13 protein-coding genes are annotated in these 14,232 nt (G+C 55.5%); 8 read left to right on the top strand and 5 right to left on the bottom strand.

Annotation, left to right across the window (positions count from 1 at the left end; all coding sequences use genetic code 11):
• Window positions 1-319 precede the first annotated feature (319 nt).
• The gene (locus RBB77_RS14565; RefSeq protein ID WP_434557064.1) at window positions 320-1,015 is read left to right on the top strand and encodes a response regulator; all 696 of its coding nucleotides are present in this window, start codon (window positions 320-322) and stop codon (window positions 1,013-1,015) included.
• 46 nt (window positions 1,016-1,061) lie between these two features.
• On the opposite strand, the gene RBB77_RS14560 is transcribed toward RBB77_RS14565, so the two are convergent.
• Window positions 1,062-1,367 carry a hypothetical protein gene (locus RBB77_RS14560; RefSeq protein ID WP_353062471.1) on the bottom strand — a complete coding sequence of 102 codons (306 nt, stop codon included), beginning with the start codon at window positions 1,365-1,367 and terminating at the stop codon, window positions 1,062-1,064.
• A gap of 144 nt (window positions 1,368-1,511) precedes the next feature.
• On the opposite strand from RBB77_RS14560, the gene RBB77_RS14555 reads away from it, so the two are divergent.
• From RBB77_RS14555 to RBB77_RS14545, 3 genes are all read left to right on the top strand, one after another.
• On the top strand, window positions 1,512-2,465 hold the full coding sequence (locus RBB77_RS14555; protein WP_353062470.1) for a sensor histidine kinase: 954 nt from the start codon (window positions 1,512-1,514) through the stop codon (window positions 2,463-2,465).
• 538 nt (window positions 2,466-3,003) lie between these two features.
• Complete coding sequence (locus tag RBB77_RS14550; protein WP_353062469.1) at window positions 3,004-4,593, top strand: cytochrome-c peroxidase; 1,590 nt, start codon at window positions 3,004-3,006, stop codon at window positions 4,591-4,593.
• A 56-nt stretch (window positions 4,594-4,649) separates the two neighbouring features.
• On the top strand, window positions 4,650-5,051 hold the full coding sequence (locus tag RBB77_RS14545; RefSeq protein WP_353062468.1) for a fibronectin type III domain-containing protein: 402 nt from the start codon (window positions 4,650-4,652) through the stop codon (window positions 5,049-5,051).
• A gap of 307 nt (window positions 5,052-5,358) precedes the next feature.
• Here the strand turns inward: RBB77_RS14545 and RBB77_RS14540 are convergent, their stop codons facing one another.
• The 4 genes from RBB77_RS14540 to RBB77_RS14525 all read right to left on the bottom strand — a co-directional run bounded on the left by RBB77_RS14540 (window position 5,359) and on the right by RBB77_RS14525 (window position 10,337).
• On the bottom strand, window positions 5,359-7,668 hold the full coding sequence (locus tag RBB77_RS14540) for a xanthine dehydrogenase family protein molybdopterin-binding subunit (RefSeq protein WP_353062467.1): 2,310 nt from the start codon (window positions 7,666-7,668) through the stop codon (window positions 5,359-5,361).
• Window positions 7,669-7,703: 35 nt separating this feature from the next.
• Window positions 7,704-8,708, bottom strand: coding sequence for an FAD binding domain-containing protein (locus RBB77_RS14535; RefSeq protein ID WP_353062466.1), 1,005 nt, complete (start codon window positions 8,706-8,708; stop codon window positions 7,704-7,706).
• A gap of 32 nt (window positions 8,709-8,740) precedes the next feature.
• Window positions 8,741-9,448 (bottom strand): (2Fe-2S)-binding protein, encoded by a 708-nt coding sequence (locus RBB77_RS14530; protein ID WP_353062465.1) that lies wholly within the window; start codon window positions 9,446-9,448, stop codon window positions 8,741-8,743.
• Between the two features lie 274 nt (window positions 9,449-9,722).
• Complete coding sequence (locus tag RBB77_RS14525; protein ID WP_353062464.1) at window positions 9,723-10,337, bottom strand: TetR/AcrR family transcriptional regulator; 615 nt, start codon at window positions 10,335-10,337, stop codon at window positions 9,723-9,725.
• 217 nt (window positions 10,338-10,554) lie between these two features.
• On the opposite strand from RBB77_RS14525, the gene RBB77_RS14520 reads away from it, so the two are divergent.
• The 4 genes from RBB77_RS14520 to RBB77_RS14505 all read left to right on the top strand — a co-directional run bounded on the left by RBB77_RS14520 (window position 10,555) and on the right by RBB77_RS14505 (window position 14,228).
• Window positions 10,555-11,367, top strand: a complete 813-nt coding sequence (locus RBB77_RS14520) for an NIPSNAP family protein (RefSeq protein ID WP_353062463.1) — start codon at window positions 10,555-10,557, stop codon at window positions 11,365-11,367.
• Window positions 11,368-11,785: 418 nt separating this feature from the next.
• A complete protein-coding gene (locus RBB77_RS14515) occupies window positions 11,786-12,145 on the top strand; it encodes a cupin domain-containing protein (RefSeq protein WP_353062462.1) in 360 nt (119 codons plus the stop codon).
• Window positions 12,142-13,281 (top strand): aldo/keto reductase, encoded by a 1,140-nt coding sequence (locus RBB77_RS14510; protein WP_353062461.1) that lies wholly within the window; start codon window positions 12,142-12,144, stop codon window positions 13,279-13,281. The genes RBB77_RS14515 and RBB77_RS14510 overlap by 4 nt, the downstream gene beginning before the upstream one ends.
• Window positions 13,282-13,340: 59 nt before the next feature.
• The gene (locus RBB77_RS14505) at window positions 13,341-14,228 is read left to right on the top strand and encodes an aldo/keto reductase (RefSeq protein ID WP_353062460.1); all 888 of its coding nucleotides are present in this window, start codon (window positions 13,341-13,343) and stop codon (window positions 14,226-14,228) included.
• Window positions 14,229-14,232 lie beyond the last annotated feature (4 nt).

The following is a 14,232-nucleotide window of genomic DNA, read 5'->3' as shown; positions in this document are numbered from 1 at the left end:
GGCGCTCTGCCAGAGCTTTCAAATTGAGAGGTCGATACTCCGAAATGACATTTGCAGCATCGCTCCAATCCATCGCCTCATGCATCGATTCTTTGCCGCCACAGCACTTGCACTTGCGGTATCAACGCGCACGGACCTCATAACGGGTTGGAAGTGTGCGCGCCGGAAATCGATCGTCCTGGTCACCTTTACGTCAGGGTCGTTATTCCGACTATCCTGTTCTTTGTCTAGCCTTTCTCGATTCGTCCATCGATGAGTGGACGTAGATGACCGAATCGTCATCTTGCAGCCTCCTGAAGTGTGCGAATCGTGAATCAAAATGGCTTACCATCACTCCATGCAACTCCTGCTCGTGGAGGACGAACTCGAGATTCAGCGTTTCCTCAAGCAGTCGCTCACTGATGCGGGTTACGAGGTGGATGCCGCCAAAGATGGGCGAGCCGCCGCTCAACTTGCGTCTGGAAAGAAGTATGACGTTCTGATCGTCGACCTTGGCCTTCCGGATCAAGATGGCATTGACCTGATTCTTCAGCTTCGACAATCTGGCGTAAGCAGCCCTGTATTGATACTTTCGGCCAGAAGATCAGTCGACGACAGAGTCAAGGGACTGGAACTAGGTGGCGACGACTACCTGACCAAACCCTTTGCTCTCGCCGAATTGCTGGCTCGGCTGCGCAACCTCTTGAGACGAAACCTGGCTGCGAGCGAAGAAGCCTCACGTTTGCGTGTACTCGACCTGGAACTGGACTTCATCAGGCGTAGAGCCTCCCGTGGGGGCGAAGTCCTGAATCTAAGCCCACAGGAGTTTGTTCTCCTGGAATACCTTTGCCGCCATGCCGGGAGAGTTGTCACTCGATCCATGCTTCTCTCCGAGGTATGGGGAATGCGAATTCAGCCGGACACTAACGTTGTCGACGTCCATATCTACCGGTTGCGCGGCAAGGTGGATATTGAAGGCCGCGAGCCGCTGATCAAGACTTTACGAGGTATTGGTTATGTCCTCAAAGACCGCTAATCCGATCATGCGCAGTGCCGCATGGCGTATCTCCCTCTGGGCAACCCTAGTCTTTGCCATTGGAACAATGCTGGTTTTTGCGATGGTCCATCGCTTCGTAGCGAACGACATTCAACGCCGGAGCGACGCGTGGCTCACTGGAGAGGTGGCAGTACTCGGTGATGTAGCCGGGCGAACGCCAAAGGACCGCCTCTACAGTCGGGTAGTGAGAGAAGTCGCGGAACTTGCAAGTAGAGAAGTGCCAAACAAACTGCGCTCGAATGGCAATGAGAACGACTCGGTCTTCTTTCTTCAAGCCGGAGACGACGGTGATCTGAAACTTTGGGTTGGTGTCGGTGACGGGACACCGCACTTAACTGCCATTCGCGCACTCAAAATGGTTACCGATGTGCCTTACGACTTGAATGTCAAGGGATTCAAGCACCCCTTTCGAGTGGCGTCGGTGCGCATGGAGGATGGGAGCCACATCTATCTTGGCCTTTCGGAACGAGACGAATTGCGCGTACTCAGGAACCTCCGATTCCGCTTCCTCTGCCTTTGGCTACTCATCGTCTTGTTTGGCTTTGCGATCGTCTTCTACGCTACCCGACGCATGCTCAACTATGTCAGCGAGATCACTGAGGCCGCATCCAGAATTGGACAATCTGACTTGAGCAGTAGAGTTCCAACCAACAAGCGCAACGACGAAGTAGGGCATCTGGCGTTAACGCTCAACCACATGCTGGACCGGATAGAAAGTTCAATGCACCAGCTGCACACTATTACGGAGTCCCTCGCCCACGATCTTCGTAGCCCGTTGACGGCGATTCGGGGGAAACTGGAGATCGTTCTGTCGAGCGATCTAAAAGTCGAGCAGAGTGAGCCAATCGTCTCGGCCATCGATGAACTAGATCGACTAACGGAATTCCTGAATACTTCGCTCGATGTTGCGGAAGCAAGAGCTGATGCGCTGAGGTTGTCGCGCACGGAAGTCGATCTAGATGAACTGCTTCGAGTCATGCTCAATCTGTATGAGCCATGTATGTCGGAAAAAGGACTTCGGGTGGATCTGCGTAGCGCCGGTCCTGTCACGGTCCTGGCAGACGCTGCCCTTCTTCATCGAGTAATCGCAAACCTGCTCGATAACGAATGCAATCACTTGCCCGCCGCATGCACTGTTTCCATACGACTTGGAGCAAGTGAGAACACGGTGATCTTGACTGTCGAGGATGATGGCCCGGGATTTGCCTCGGAGATCGGCCTCCAGATGTTCGAGCAGCGGGTGAAAGGAAGAGATTCGAAGGGTCGTGGGTTGGGGCTTGCATTCGTTGAAGCGGTGGTGCGCGCTCATGGAGGAAGTGTAACGGCGTCGAATCCTCCACAGGGAGGGGCTCTGCTGACAATAAACTGGCCTCGCGCTGCAGGAGAGACGGTTAATGCTCCGCACTCTCTGACATTGGTCAACAGGTAGGTGCATGCGAGTTTGGCATAAGATATGGCTCTAGATGATCAAGTGGGAGCATTCGATCTTCGCGCCGCGCTTCGCTCTCACCGCCGCGATGTTGGCAGCCTGATGCTGACCTCACGTCTATCAGCCTTTCTGGATTGTTGTTAGAAGAACCTAACACGATGAGTTACCGACCTTCCGATATAAATTGTTCATTGAAGGATTCTTGTGTAGCTGAATCCTCGACAAGGCAAGCGGCCTAGGTTGTGAGTAGTTTCCAGAAACGCTTTTTTCCGTTGCACAATGACACCGAGAGCTGGCAATTACCAATACTGAAGGAAACCCTAAAAGTTAAGGGGGCTTCATGAGACGGCTAAGATCGATAGCACTAGTGGCGGCCTGTGTAACGATCGCTATCGCCATGTTAATCTTCGCTCACATCGTGCGCGGACAAAGCGAAGGAAGTGCAGTCGGGTCGGCAGCGACTTACAACCCGTACCCGCCGGGCATTCTACCGACTGATTTGAACTCCGAAATAACTCGCGTCCAACGAGAGGTGGACTTGGTTGAAAGCCGCGCGCTCGCGCGCTGGAAAGCCTTAGGCCATCCCGTTCTGACAGGTCAGCCGCCGGTGCTTCAGAATATCGGGACTGAAGCGATAGAAACGCTCGGTGAACTTATGCTCTACGACAGTACAATCTCGCCGCGCAAGAACCAGGCATGCGCGTCCTGCCACATGCCATATGCCGGCTTCAGCGGACCGATTCCCTCGGTCAACCTGACAATGATCGCGTTTCCGGGAGCGGTTCACTTTCGGGCCGGCAAGCGGACACCGCAACGACACCCATATTCACCGTTCTTCCCTGTTCTCCAATACAACCAGGAACAGGGTCTGTTCTTTGGCGGAAACTTCTGGGATTCGCGAGCAACTGGATATAAGCTGCGGATTCCCGACGCCGAACAGGCACAGGGACCTCCAGTCGATACTCAGGAAATGGGTTTCCCCGATACAGCTTGCATCGCGTTTCGGCTTTCCCAGGCGGCCTACAGGCCTCTGTTCGAAGAGGTATGGGGCGAAGGTTCATTCGATATCAAGTTCCCACGCGAGACTGCGCGCATCTGCGCAACCCCGGGAGGAGCCGCTGTGTTTGGCGGGAACACGACGCCGCTGCCTCTTAGTGCAGGCGATCGAACCCGCGCAAATATAGTTTATGACCGCTGGGCGCAGTCCATCGACTCATTCGAGCAGTCCGTGCAGGTGAGCCCATTCTCGTCGAAATTCGATGCCTTCTTAGCCGCCAAATACACGCTTACTTCAGATGAGATGTCTGGTTTCAAACTATTCAACGGCAAGGGCAACTGCAATTCGTGTCACCTCGACGGACGGGGCACCAGTCTGAAATCAGATCAGGCTGACACGAGCGCGGTCGCCATGGTGAACCCTCTGTTCACCTGTTTCGGCTCAGCGAATGAGGGGGTGCCGCTAAATCCCGGGAATGCCTTCTACTACCAGACCAAACCGGATTCCTACGGGTTCATTGCCAACCCTTACGGCTTCGGCTACAGGGATTTGGGACTCGGAAGCTTTCTCAGAAGTGCGTTCGGTTCTGGCCCAAACCCGAACTTGAAGTGGAAGCAGTACGCGCCCACTGTGGACGGCCAAATGCAGGTGTCCAGCGTTCGTGATGTTGCCTCGACACCGCCACAATGTCCCACCAGTGAAGCTCCCGGCCCCTATTTCCAGAAAGCGTTCTTTCACAATGGTTACTTCAAAAGCCTAAAGCAGGTTGTGCATTTCTACAATACGCGCGACAAGTATGCGTACCCGGTGACCTCCGGCCATTGCCCCAAGGGAACGACTGAAAAGGTAGACTGCTGGCCCCTGCCAGAGGTGCGGAACAATATTGACATGACTTCCGGTAATCTTGGCCTGACAGATGAGGAAGAGAACCAGCTCGTCGCCTTCCTGCAAACACTATCGGATGGTTTTACGAGGCCTTACCTCAACAGCGACATTTATACGGGTGCATGCATGAAAGGTGGTTCGGCTGCGACCCAAGGCAATGAGCACTTGATCGCAACTCCTCCCCTCCCGCCGTGCGCATCCGCGATCTGTAGCGTTGCGCCCGCCCCTAGCCCTTCTATTCCGTAGCGGACCGCTGAAAGGCCGAAATGCAGGACTATGATCTGTCTGTGGGTGAGGTGAGCATGAGCAGAGCCTTTGCCATATTAGCGATCTCGATTTTGAGCGGCAACCTCTTCGCTCAGGTAAGTCCCACCACTCCAGAAGCCTCGCAGGTGCGAATCATCGAGGGACCCAGGATTGAGTTGGTCAAGGAATATCTGACGATTATCAGCTGGACAACCAATAATCCCGGCGGATCCCCGGTGCATTTTGGAGTCGTGCACTATGGCGCCGATCCAAATCGCCTGATCGAGACTGCAAAATCTCCTATCCGGTTGAATCCGGATCATCCATCTACGATCTTCCGAGTACGTCTCGATAACCTCAAGCCGCAGACGACCTACTACTACACAGTCGACTCGATACAGGCCAGCGGCAAGAGCGATGGGGTGAAGAGTTCGGTGAACCACTTCACGACACCATAGAAAACATCCGTGGGGATGTCGTCAGCGAGGGGAGAATTTTGTTGCCCGCTCAAGCCTATCTGGCCGGATCCAGATCTCAAGAGGCCAAAGATGATGGCTCTGTTGACGCTGCCGCAAGCGGATCAGATCGCCTATCTTCTCTGCCGCCATTGCTCACGTTGCCAGAATCGCGATTCGCGATTTGGGAAGCTTCGGAGGCTGACTCTAAATCGTGTGGATGCCGTTATATCAACGGCGTAGCTTATACGTATGTGGCAAGGTGATTAGGTGGGCCCACCTCCTGAGCTCGAAGGCTTAAGAGCCGGGTCTAGATAGCGGCTGTGGCGGTGATGAGGTCTTCGACGCGGACGGGTAGATCGCGTACGCGGACTCCGGTGGCATGGTAGACGGCGGCCGTGATGGCTGGGGCCATTCCGGCGAGACCAATCTCGCCGATGCCACGGGCACCGTACTCTCCGATCATGGGGTCGGGGATGTCGAGAAAGGTCACGTCGATTTCCGGATGGTCGGCAGAGGTGGGGACGACGTAGTCGGCGAAGTTGTCATTGATGGGGTGACCGTTGCGGGGATCGTAGGTGGTGGACTCGAGCAGGCCCATACCGATGCCCATGACGACGGCTCCTGCCATTTGATTCCGGGCGGTCTTGTCGTTGATGATGCGGCCCGCATCGACGACACTGACGACGCGGCTGACGCGGAGGTGGCATATCCCTGGATCCCACTCGACCTCTACGAACTGCGCTCCGAAGGAGTGGCTGGAGAAGTTCTTGCCGTCGGTGTCGGAGCCGTAGCCTCCGGTCTTCCCTTCTCCGTTGGCGCTGGCGATGTTGGCTAGTTTGAGAATCTCCTGAAAGGGAACGCCGGACGCGGGTGTCTGGTCTTTGAGGTGAACGCGGCCTGAGGACATGGCAAGGTCGGTGGGCTGTTTGCCAAAGAAGGGTGAGCCCTTGGCAGAGCCTGCGCTGGTGAGGACGACTTTGATAGCGTTGACGGCAGCTTCGGCGACGGCGGGAATGATGGTGGCGGTGGCGGTTGAACCTCCAGAGGTAGGTCCGGGTGGAAGTGAGCTACTGCCGAGGACGGATTGTATGCGGCTGACGGAGATGCCGGTCTTGTCACTGACGATCTGAGCGATGACGGTGTAGGTGCCGGTGCCGGGGTCCTGGCTGCCGGAGCTGACGCGGGCTGAGCCGTCGACGTTGAGACGGACGGATGCTTCGGAGATGCCGCGACCGGCAGACCAAGAAGCGGCGGCGACACCCCATCCGAGGATGAGATCGCCTTTGCGCATGGAGCCTACGGCTGGGGTGCGCTTTTCCCAACCGAATTTCTTGGAGCCCACTTCGAGACACTCTTTGAGGTGACGGGATGAAAAGGGTTTGTTCTTCTCCTCGTCGGTGAGCGTGTCGAGAGAAAGGCGGAGCTGGACGGGATCTTTTTGAAGCATAATGGCTAGCTCGTCCATGGCTGATTCGAGAGCGAAGAGGCCGGGTACTGCTCCCGGGCCGCGCATGGGCGTGGGAGTGCCGATGTTGCGACGGACGAGAGCGGAGGATACTTGCAGGTTGGCGGTGCTGTAGAGGAATGGGGTGGCTTCGCCGCAGTTTTCGCGGATGTCGTCGTTGATGGAGGTGTGGTTGCGATAGTCCTGGCTGAGTGAGAGAAGCTTGCCGTCAGGAGTCGCGCCGAGACGCATGCGCTGTTGCGTGCGTGGACGATGACCGACGTTGGCAAACATCATCTTGCGTGAGAGCGTGAGCTTGACGGGTCGGTTGAGGCGGCGAGCGGCGACCGCTGCGAGTGCAGAGTGCGGCCAGGGGAAGAGCTTACCGCCGAAGCCAGAGCCGATAAAGCGGGAGATCACCTCGACATTTTCTTTGGGGACACCGAGGACCTGGCTCATGACGTTGAGGTGGTTCATCACGCCCTGGGAGCTTTCGTAGAGGGTGAACTTTTTGCCGTCGAAGACCGCGACGGTGGCGTGCATCTCCATTGGATTGTGGGTCTCGGCCGGTGTGGTGTAGGTGTAGTCGATCTTCACTGGCGCTGAGGCGAAGACGGCTTCGGGGTCACCGCGGTGGCTCAGTATCTTTGGGCCTCCGGGTTCGCCGATGGCGGGCATGGGGTCGCTGAGGTCGGTGGCGACGCTGAATGTGTCCGGCGTGTAGACGATTTTGACGGCGGCTGCGGCTGCTTGCGCCTGCGCGAAGGTTTCGGCTACAGCGAGTGCGACGTATTGGCCCCAGTAGTAGACAGAGTCATCTTCGAAGGGAGGGCGCTGCTCGCTGTTGCGTCCGCCGGAGGCGTTACGATAGACGTGGTCGAAGTTGCTTGGGTGAAGAATCGTGAGGACGCCAGGCATCTTCTCGGCGGCGGAGGTGTCGATGCTGCTTATCTTGCCCGAGGCGACGGTGGCTCCAATGGGGACGGCGTAGACCATTCCGGGAAAGTTGTAGTCTGATGCGTAGCGGGCTGAGCCAGTGGTCTTCAACGGGCCGTCGACGCGAGAGAGCGAAGCGCCGATCACTGCAGTGGGCTCGGCAGTGGAGGCCTGGATGTGGCCATTGGGACCGGCCTTGTCGGCTTGGATGAACTCGAGGAATTCACTGAATAGCATTGAGATTCTCCTGCGGTTGCGCAAACGGCTATTGCTTATGCGGACTTAGTAGACATGGTGAGGGCACGGACGATGCAGCGACGCGATAGCTCTACCTTGAACGCATTTTCGCTGGCGGGCTTGGCGTCTCTTAAAGCGGCGTCCGCTGCTTTTACGAACGTGGCACGATCCGGAGCATGGCCTTCGAGCACCTTTTCTGCTTCGAAGGAACGCCAGGGTTTTGTACCTACGCCTCCCAACGCGACGCGGATGTGTCGTATCTTTCCACCCGAGACCTGCATGACAATGGCGGCGGATGCTAGGGCGAACTCGTAGGCAGCGCGGTCGCGAAGCTTGAGGTAGGTGAAGTTAGCACCAGCTATCGGCGAAGGCAGCGTGACGCTGGTGATGATCTCACCAGGCTCTAAAACATTCTCGCGATTGGGCGTAGAGCCAGGAACCAGGTAAAAGTCGTGGATAGGAATGCTCCGCTTGTCCTTGGGACCCTGAATCTGGATGGTGGCTTTCAGCGCGGTGAGCGCGACGTTCTGGTCGGAGGGGTTGGTTGCGATGCAGTCCTTGCTAGTGCCGAGGATCGCAAGCATGCGGTTGTGGCCGCCGATGGCTGAACAACCAGTGCCGGGCTCTCGCTTATTGCAGGCATGGGCTGTGTCGCGGAAGTAGACGCAACGTGTACGTTGAAGAAGATTGCCGCCGGTAGTGGCCATGTTGCGCAACTGCGGCGAAGCGCCGGACAACAGGGCTTGCGAGAGAACCGGGTAGTCGCGAAGAACTGTCGGATGATGAGCGACATCGGAGTTGCGGGCGAGTGCGCCAATGATCAGACCGCCTTCGGGGCTGGACTCGACGCGATCGAGAGGAAGAATATTAATGTCAACAATCTCGCGTGGGCGCTCGACGTTGAGCTTCATGAGATCGACGAGCGTAGTACCTCCGGCGATGAAGCGGATCTGAGCGCCCTGTTGGGCTGTCACCGATTTGGCGGCAGCCTGTACAGCTTGATCGACGGTGGTGGGTTGCGTAAAGGTGAAGCTATCCATGGTTCGACTCCGGGTGGGTCCTACTGCGAGGCTTAGGAGCTATGGCGGACCTGTTGGACCGCGGCGACGATGTTCGAGTAGGCGCCGCAACGACAGATGTTGCCGTACATCGCCTGCTTGACGTCCGCATCCGTGGGTCCGACGTTCTCCTTGAGCACCGCGACTGCGGACATGATCTGGCCTGAGGTACAGTAGCCACACTGGTAGCCGTCATGCTCGATGAAGGCTACCTGCATGGGATGGAGATGATCGGGCTGACCAATACCTTCGATCGTTGTGATCTCGTCGTTCCGATGCATGACGGCGAAGGAGAGACAGGAGTTGACTCGGCGACCGTTAACGTGGACCGTGCATGCTCCGCATTGACCGTGGTCGCAGCCTTTCTTGGTGCCGGACAGCGCAAGGTTCTCGCGGAGGCAGTCGAGCAAAGTTGTACGGGGGTCAAGTTGGAGAGCGTGGGAATGCCCGTTCACCCTGAGATTGATGGCTACCGTGCCTTCAGTGAGAGCTTCTTCCGTCGCGACGGCAGGAGGAACTGTCGCAGTCGATGCTGATGCGAGCACTGGAGGCGCCGCAGCAGCTAGACCTGCGGCGCCAAGGTGTGAAAGGAAAGAACGTCGGCTGAGACGGTTGTTTGGAGTGGCCTCGGGGGTCGGAGCTACAGTAGCTGAATCGGGATAAGACTCCGAATCGACTGCTGACGGTACCTCAATTTCTGAATCGGTGGGACGCTTTGCCATAGGGCCTCTGAGAGGTCGAGAGTGAGATGCGGAGACTGTTGCTCTTCTAATGGACGGTTTGGGCTGGCATCAAGTTGCACATTTGCACCGGCGGCCCCTACGATGACGTTCAAAACCTATCGGAGAATCACTTCATGCCGGAGGTCGTTGTAACAAACTCATGTCAAAAACCTGCAACCCCGGAATTCGGTCTTGACCTCCAGCTCTTACGACCTTCCTAACTACGTTTCGAGGGTTGCTGCTGAAAGCTGAAATAGGGCGGAAGGTCTTCAGGCTAATCGCAAAGAACGTTCCCGAGAATGAGGTCGACGGAGGCGCCAGCCAAGCGCTTTAGCTCGGCGTCATTTACCTGCTTACCGACTCCCGCTAACAGACGGTATAAGATATCTCCCGTCAACGAGTCGTGAAGGATCACGGCGATCCGGTCAATTGGAATCGCCGTCTTCCGCAGCTCTTTGCGTCGACTTTCCAACAGAGATCGTATAAATGAGGCGGTTCTGGCGGGACCATGTGTGTACCATGCGTCACCTACTTCGGGACAGTTCGCGGCTTCGCCAATGGCGAGACGGTGAAGGTCTACGGACTGCTTTGCAGTGATGAGCTTCAGAATGTGAAAGGAGAGTTTCTTCAGACTCTCTTCAAGGTTCAATCCTGTGTAGTCAATCTTCGCTAGCGGCTCATTCGACTCGCGGCACAGGTTTTCGATACTGCTGATGAACAACCCACACTTCCCGCCGAATTCGCTATACACCGTACTCTTCGAACCGCCTGCCACCTCGACGATCTTGTCGATAGTGACGCCCTCATAGCCGCGTTTTAGAAACAGGTCTGCTGCTACTTTTTGAAGTTTTCCGTTTCGGATCTCTCCGCGCGACCGTTTGCTAGGCATTCATCTCTCCCATCTCTCAAGTCCTGAGTCCATCCAAAAACATGTAATGCAATCTCCAGCTTGAATCCCCTGTACTAGCACTATTTTATGCGACCTCCTACTTCAGACCACTCTGGCTGGCGAGTCTTATATGGGGTCGCAGACTATAATTATAGTGTAACGTAATGTACAGTACGGTAATTCATAATAAATAACAAGATTATTGGAGGATTCCTCATTGGATCGTCGCAGTTTTCTTTCTAGCTCTCTCGCTGCTTCAGCCCTCTCGCTTGCTACTGCTGGTAATTTACTTGCTCAGGCAGGCTCTACTGCGGACAACTCTGCGCCGGAGTACATGGATCTGCGCCGATATCATCTGGCGAGTGGACCAGGCGTAAAGATCACTAATGATTTTTTTGCGGATCCTTTAATTCCGGCACTGAACCGGCTTGGCATTGGTCCAGTCGGTGCGTTCTCTGTTTATTTCGGACCAGATAGTCCGTCCTATTACCTGCTGATGCCAAGCTCGAAGCTGGAGACACTAGTTACCGCTGACCTTGAGCTGGCGAAAGACGTTGTCTTCATGAAGGCGGCTGCGTCGTTCTGGGATGCTCCCGCCGCCACACCGCCTTACATTCGCATAGAGAGTTCCCTATTGAGGACGTTCCCGGGATATCCCAAGGTCACTCCGCCAGTCTCCGCTGCAACTAAGGGAAAACGCATCTATCACCTTCGTCAGTATCAGTCGCCGACAAACATGGATCACGTCCGAAAGGTGGAGATGTTTCACAACGGCGAGTTCGGCATTTTCGCTAAAGCTGGCGCTACGGGAGTTTTCTACGCCGATACACTGGTCGGGCCGAACCTCCCGAATCTTACCTATATGCTCAGCTTTCCTGATATGACTTCGCTTGAGGCCGATTGGGAGAAATTTTCCGCCGATCCCGATTGGAAGAAGCTCTCTGCCGACTCGCGGTTTAACTTAGATCCACCTACGGTATCAAATGTGACAAGCCTTGTGCTGCGTCCTCTAGCCTGTTCGCAAGTCTAGTGCGATTGCAGTAAACGACAAAAGAGTCCTCCTTCAACAGGAGGGCGCTTGAATGCACCTGCGCGGCCGCCGGCTACCTCGACAATCTTGTTAGTGGTGATGCCCTCGTAAACGTGGTTCAGAAATGAGCTTCGTCCGATTTTTCGAATTAATGGTGCGACGAAGTTGTTGCTGAGTGCATCTTATCTGTAATGTACTGTACAGTACCTTAGCTCGCCTAGGCAAGACCATGCCACCTGGAGACCACATGGGAAGCAAACTCAACGATTCGCTCACTTGCCCGATAACTGACCCGCTTGCTATGCAGAGGGGAGTCGCTATTCGGATGGGATCTCAGCCGAGATCAAATCCGATGATCAGCGTTGTGCACCCCGCTGGACTGAGCAGCGAAACACAGCAGACGCCAGGATCGGTGAGGATGTCCGCCATTGCAGCAATGAATGGCATTGTCTCCTCGCTTTGGGCAGGCATATTTGTGGTCGAGCCTTCGGGTAAGACAGACATCCACCACCACGGCGAACAGGACACCGTCGTTTACGTGCTTGAGGGAGAGGCCTGTGTGCGCTGGGGAGACACTGGGGAATACTCATTAACTGTTGGTGCGGGCGATTTTCTGCATGTGCCGAGTTGGTTGCCACATCAGGAACTCAATCCTTCGAAGGAACGTCCGTTTCGATGGGTGGTTGTGCGAAGTACGCCGGAGCCGATCGTTGTCAATTTGCCTGACGATTTCTGGACGTCTACTGACCCGACACCGCTAGAGAGGAAACGCCAATGAATACGAGAAGAGATTTCTTGAGCCGCAGCGTCAAAGGATCGGCCATGGTGGCTGCAGCAGCCATTTTAGGCTCTGCCTCAAGCGCATCGCAGTTGTTTGAAGTTGACAGCCTGGAGCAGGCTTTCAACAGCGACGATGATGGGCACTATAAGCCGGCCTTCAGGTTCGGGATCGGAGGTGTTCCGCTCGGGAATGAGTTTGCCGTTGTTACCGACGATGATGCGTATGCAACGATTGAGGCCGCGTGGAGCGCCGGGGTTCGCTACTACGACATGGCTCCGTGGTACGGACTCGGTTTGGCGGAGCGCAGATTCGGAAACTTTCTTCACAACAAGAGTCGAAAAGAATTTGTCGTTTCCTCGAAAGTTGGCAAACTGCTCAAAGCGTCGAAGACCGCGAAGAAAAACGGATATTTCCCCTTTTCCCCCTCCCCGAACGATGTGACTTACGATTACACGGCGTCTGGCGTGCGGCGTTCGATCGAGGACAGCCTGCAAAGGCTCGGGATTGACAGCCTGGATATTGCCTTCGTACATGACCTCTCGTCGGATAACAAATATCTTCCGACTCCGTGGCAGGAGCAGTTCGAAATCGCGCGAAAGGGTGCATTTCCTGAACTCACTCGTATGCGGGAAGAAGGTTTGATCAAAGGCTGGGGAATTGGCGTCAACACACCTGAGCCGATAATGCGACTCCTCGAAGTTGCAGATCCGGATGTATGTCTTTTGGCCTCGCAGTATTCTCTGATCGACCACAAGAACGCACTGGATCAATTGTTTCCAGCAGCCAAAGCTAAGAATGTGTCTTTCGTGATTGGGTCATCACTCAATGCAGGGTTTATATCGGGAAGTCCCCGTTACAACTATGGGAAAGAGTCATACCGGATTCCGTCGGCGTTTCTTGAAAAACGCACGAAGCTTCGCGATGTTGCTAGTAACCATGGAGTCGACCTCCGGACTGCCGCGCTTCAATTCTCTGCAGCGCCTGACATTGCTGCCGCCCTGGTTGTAGGCGCCAGCAGCGAGCAACAGATTCTTGCGGATTACACCTCCATGCAAACGAAGGTTCCTGCCGAGTTCTGGGCTGATCTAAAGGCTAAGAATCTGATCGAACAAAATGCGCCTGTGCCCGCCTGAGTGCAGGCATCAGGGCTTTCCAACCATTTCAAAGTCTCAACATAAAAGGAGCATTCATTATGAATAACCAACAGACCCTCACAGCCGCAGCAGCAGGCACGTTCACAATCGGTGGTGATCTTACGGTCAATCGGATGGGATATGGGGCGATGCGGATCACAGGAGCAGGCGTGTGGGGACCTCCCGTGGATAAGGCTGATGCGGTTGCGACCCTTCGGCGGGCGATTGAACTCGGAGTAGACCTGATCGACACGGCCGACTCCTACGGGCCTGGCACATCCGAAGAGTTGATCGCAGAAGCACTCTACCCATATTCAAATGGTTTGGTGATTGCAACCAAGGGTGGATGGGAGCGCCCCGGACCTGGCCAATGGACGCATAACGCCAGTCCAAAACATCTCACCGAGGCACTTGAGGGCAGTCTGAAGCGGCTGCGACTGGACCGGATCGACGTCTATCAACTGCACGCTCCCGATAATGCCGTGTCCTTCGAGGCGTCGATAGAAGCACTGGCCAGACTGCGCGAGCAAGGTAAGATTCGCCACGTTGCGCTCTCGAATGTGACGCGCGAACATGTAGAGAGAGCCCGCGTGATCGTACCGATTGTCTCTGTGCAGAATCGCTATAGCTTCGCTGATCGGGAGTCGGACTTTATTGTTGACTATTGCGAGCAGAACAAGATCGCTTTTCTTCCGTGGGCTCCGCTCGGTCAAGCGAAGGAGGCACATGACGCAATCAAGAAAGTTGCAAAGGATCTTGATGCAACTCCTTTGCAGATCGCATTGGCCTGGCTACTCAAACGGACGAAAGTGATCCTGCCGATCCCCGGAACCTCCTCGGTCAAGCATCTGGAAGAGAATATTGCTGCTGCTGGTGTTGAACTTCCTCAGGCCGCGTATGACAAGTTGGCTGCTGTAAGCCATCCTCCCGCGAGTCTACGTGGTTAGGGTG

This window comes from Tunturibacter psychrotolerans (genome assembly GCF_040359615.1).
Taxonomy (GTDB): Bacteria; Acidobacteriota; Terriglobia; order Terriglobales; family Acidobacteriaceae; genus Edaphobacter; species Edaphobacter psychrotolerans.
Note: the sequence above shows the minus strand (reverse complement) of the source record. Positions and strands in the feature narration are given on the sequence as shown.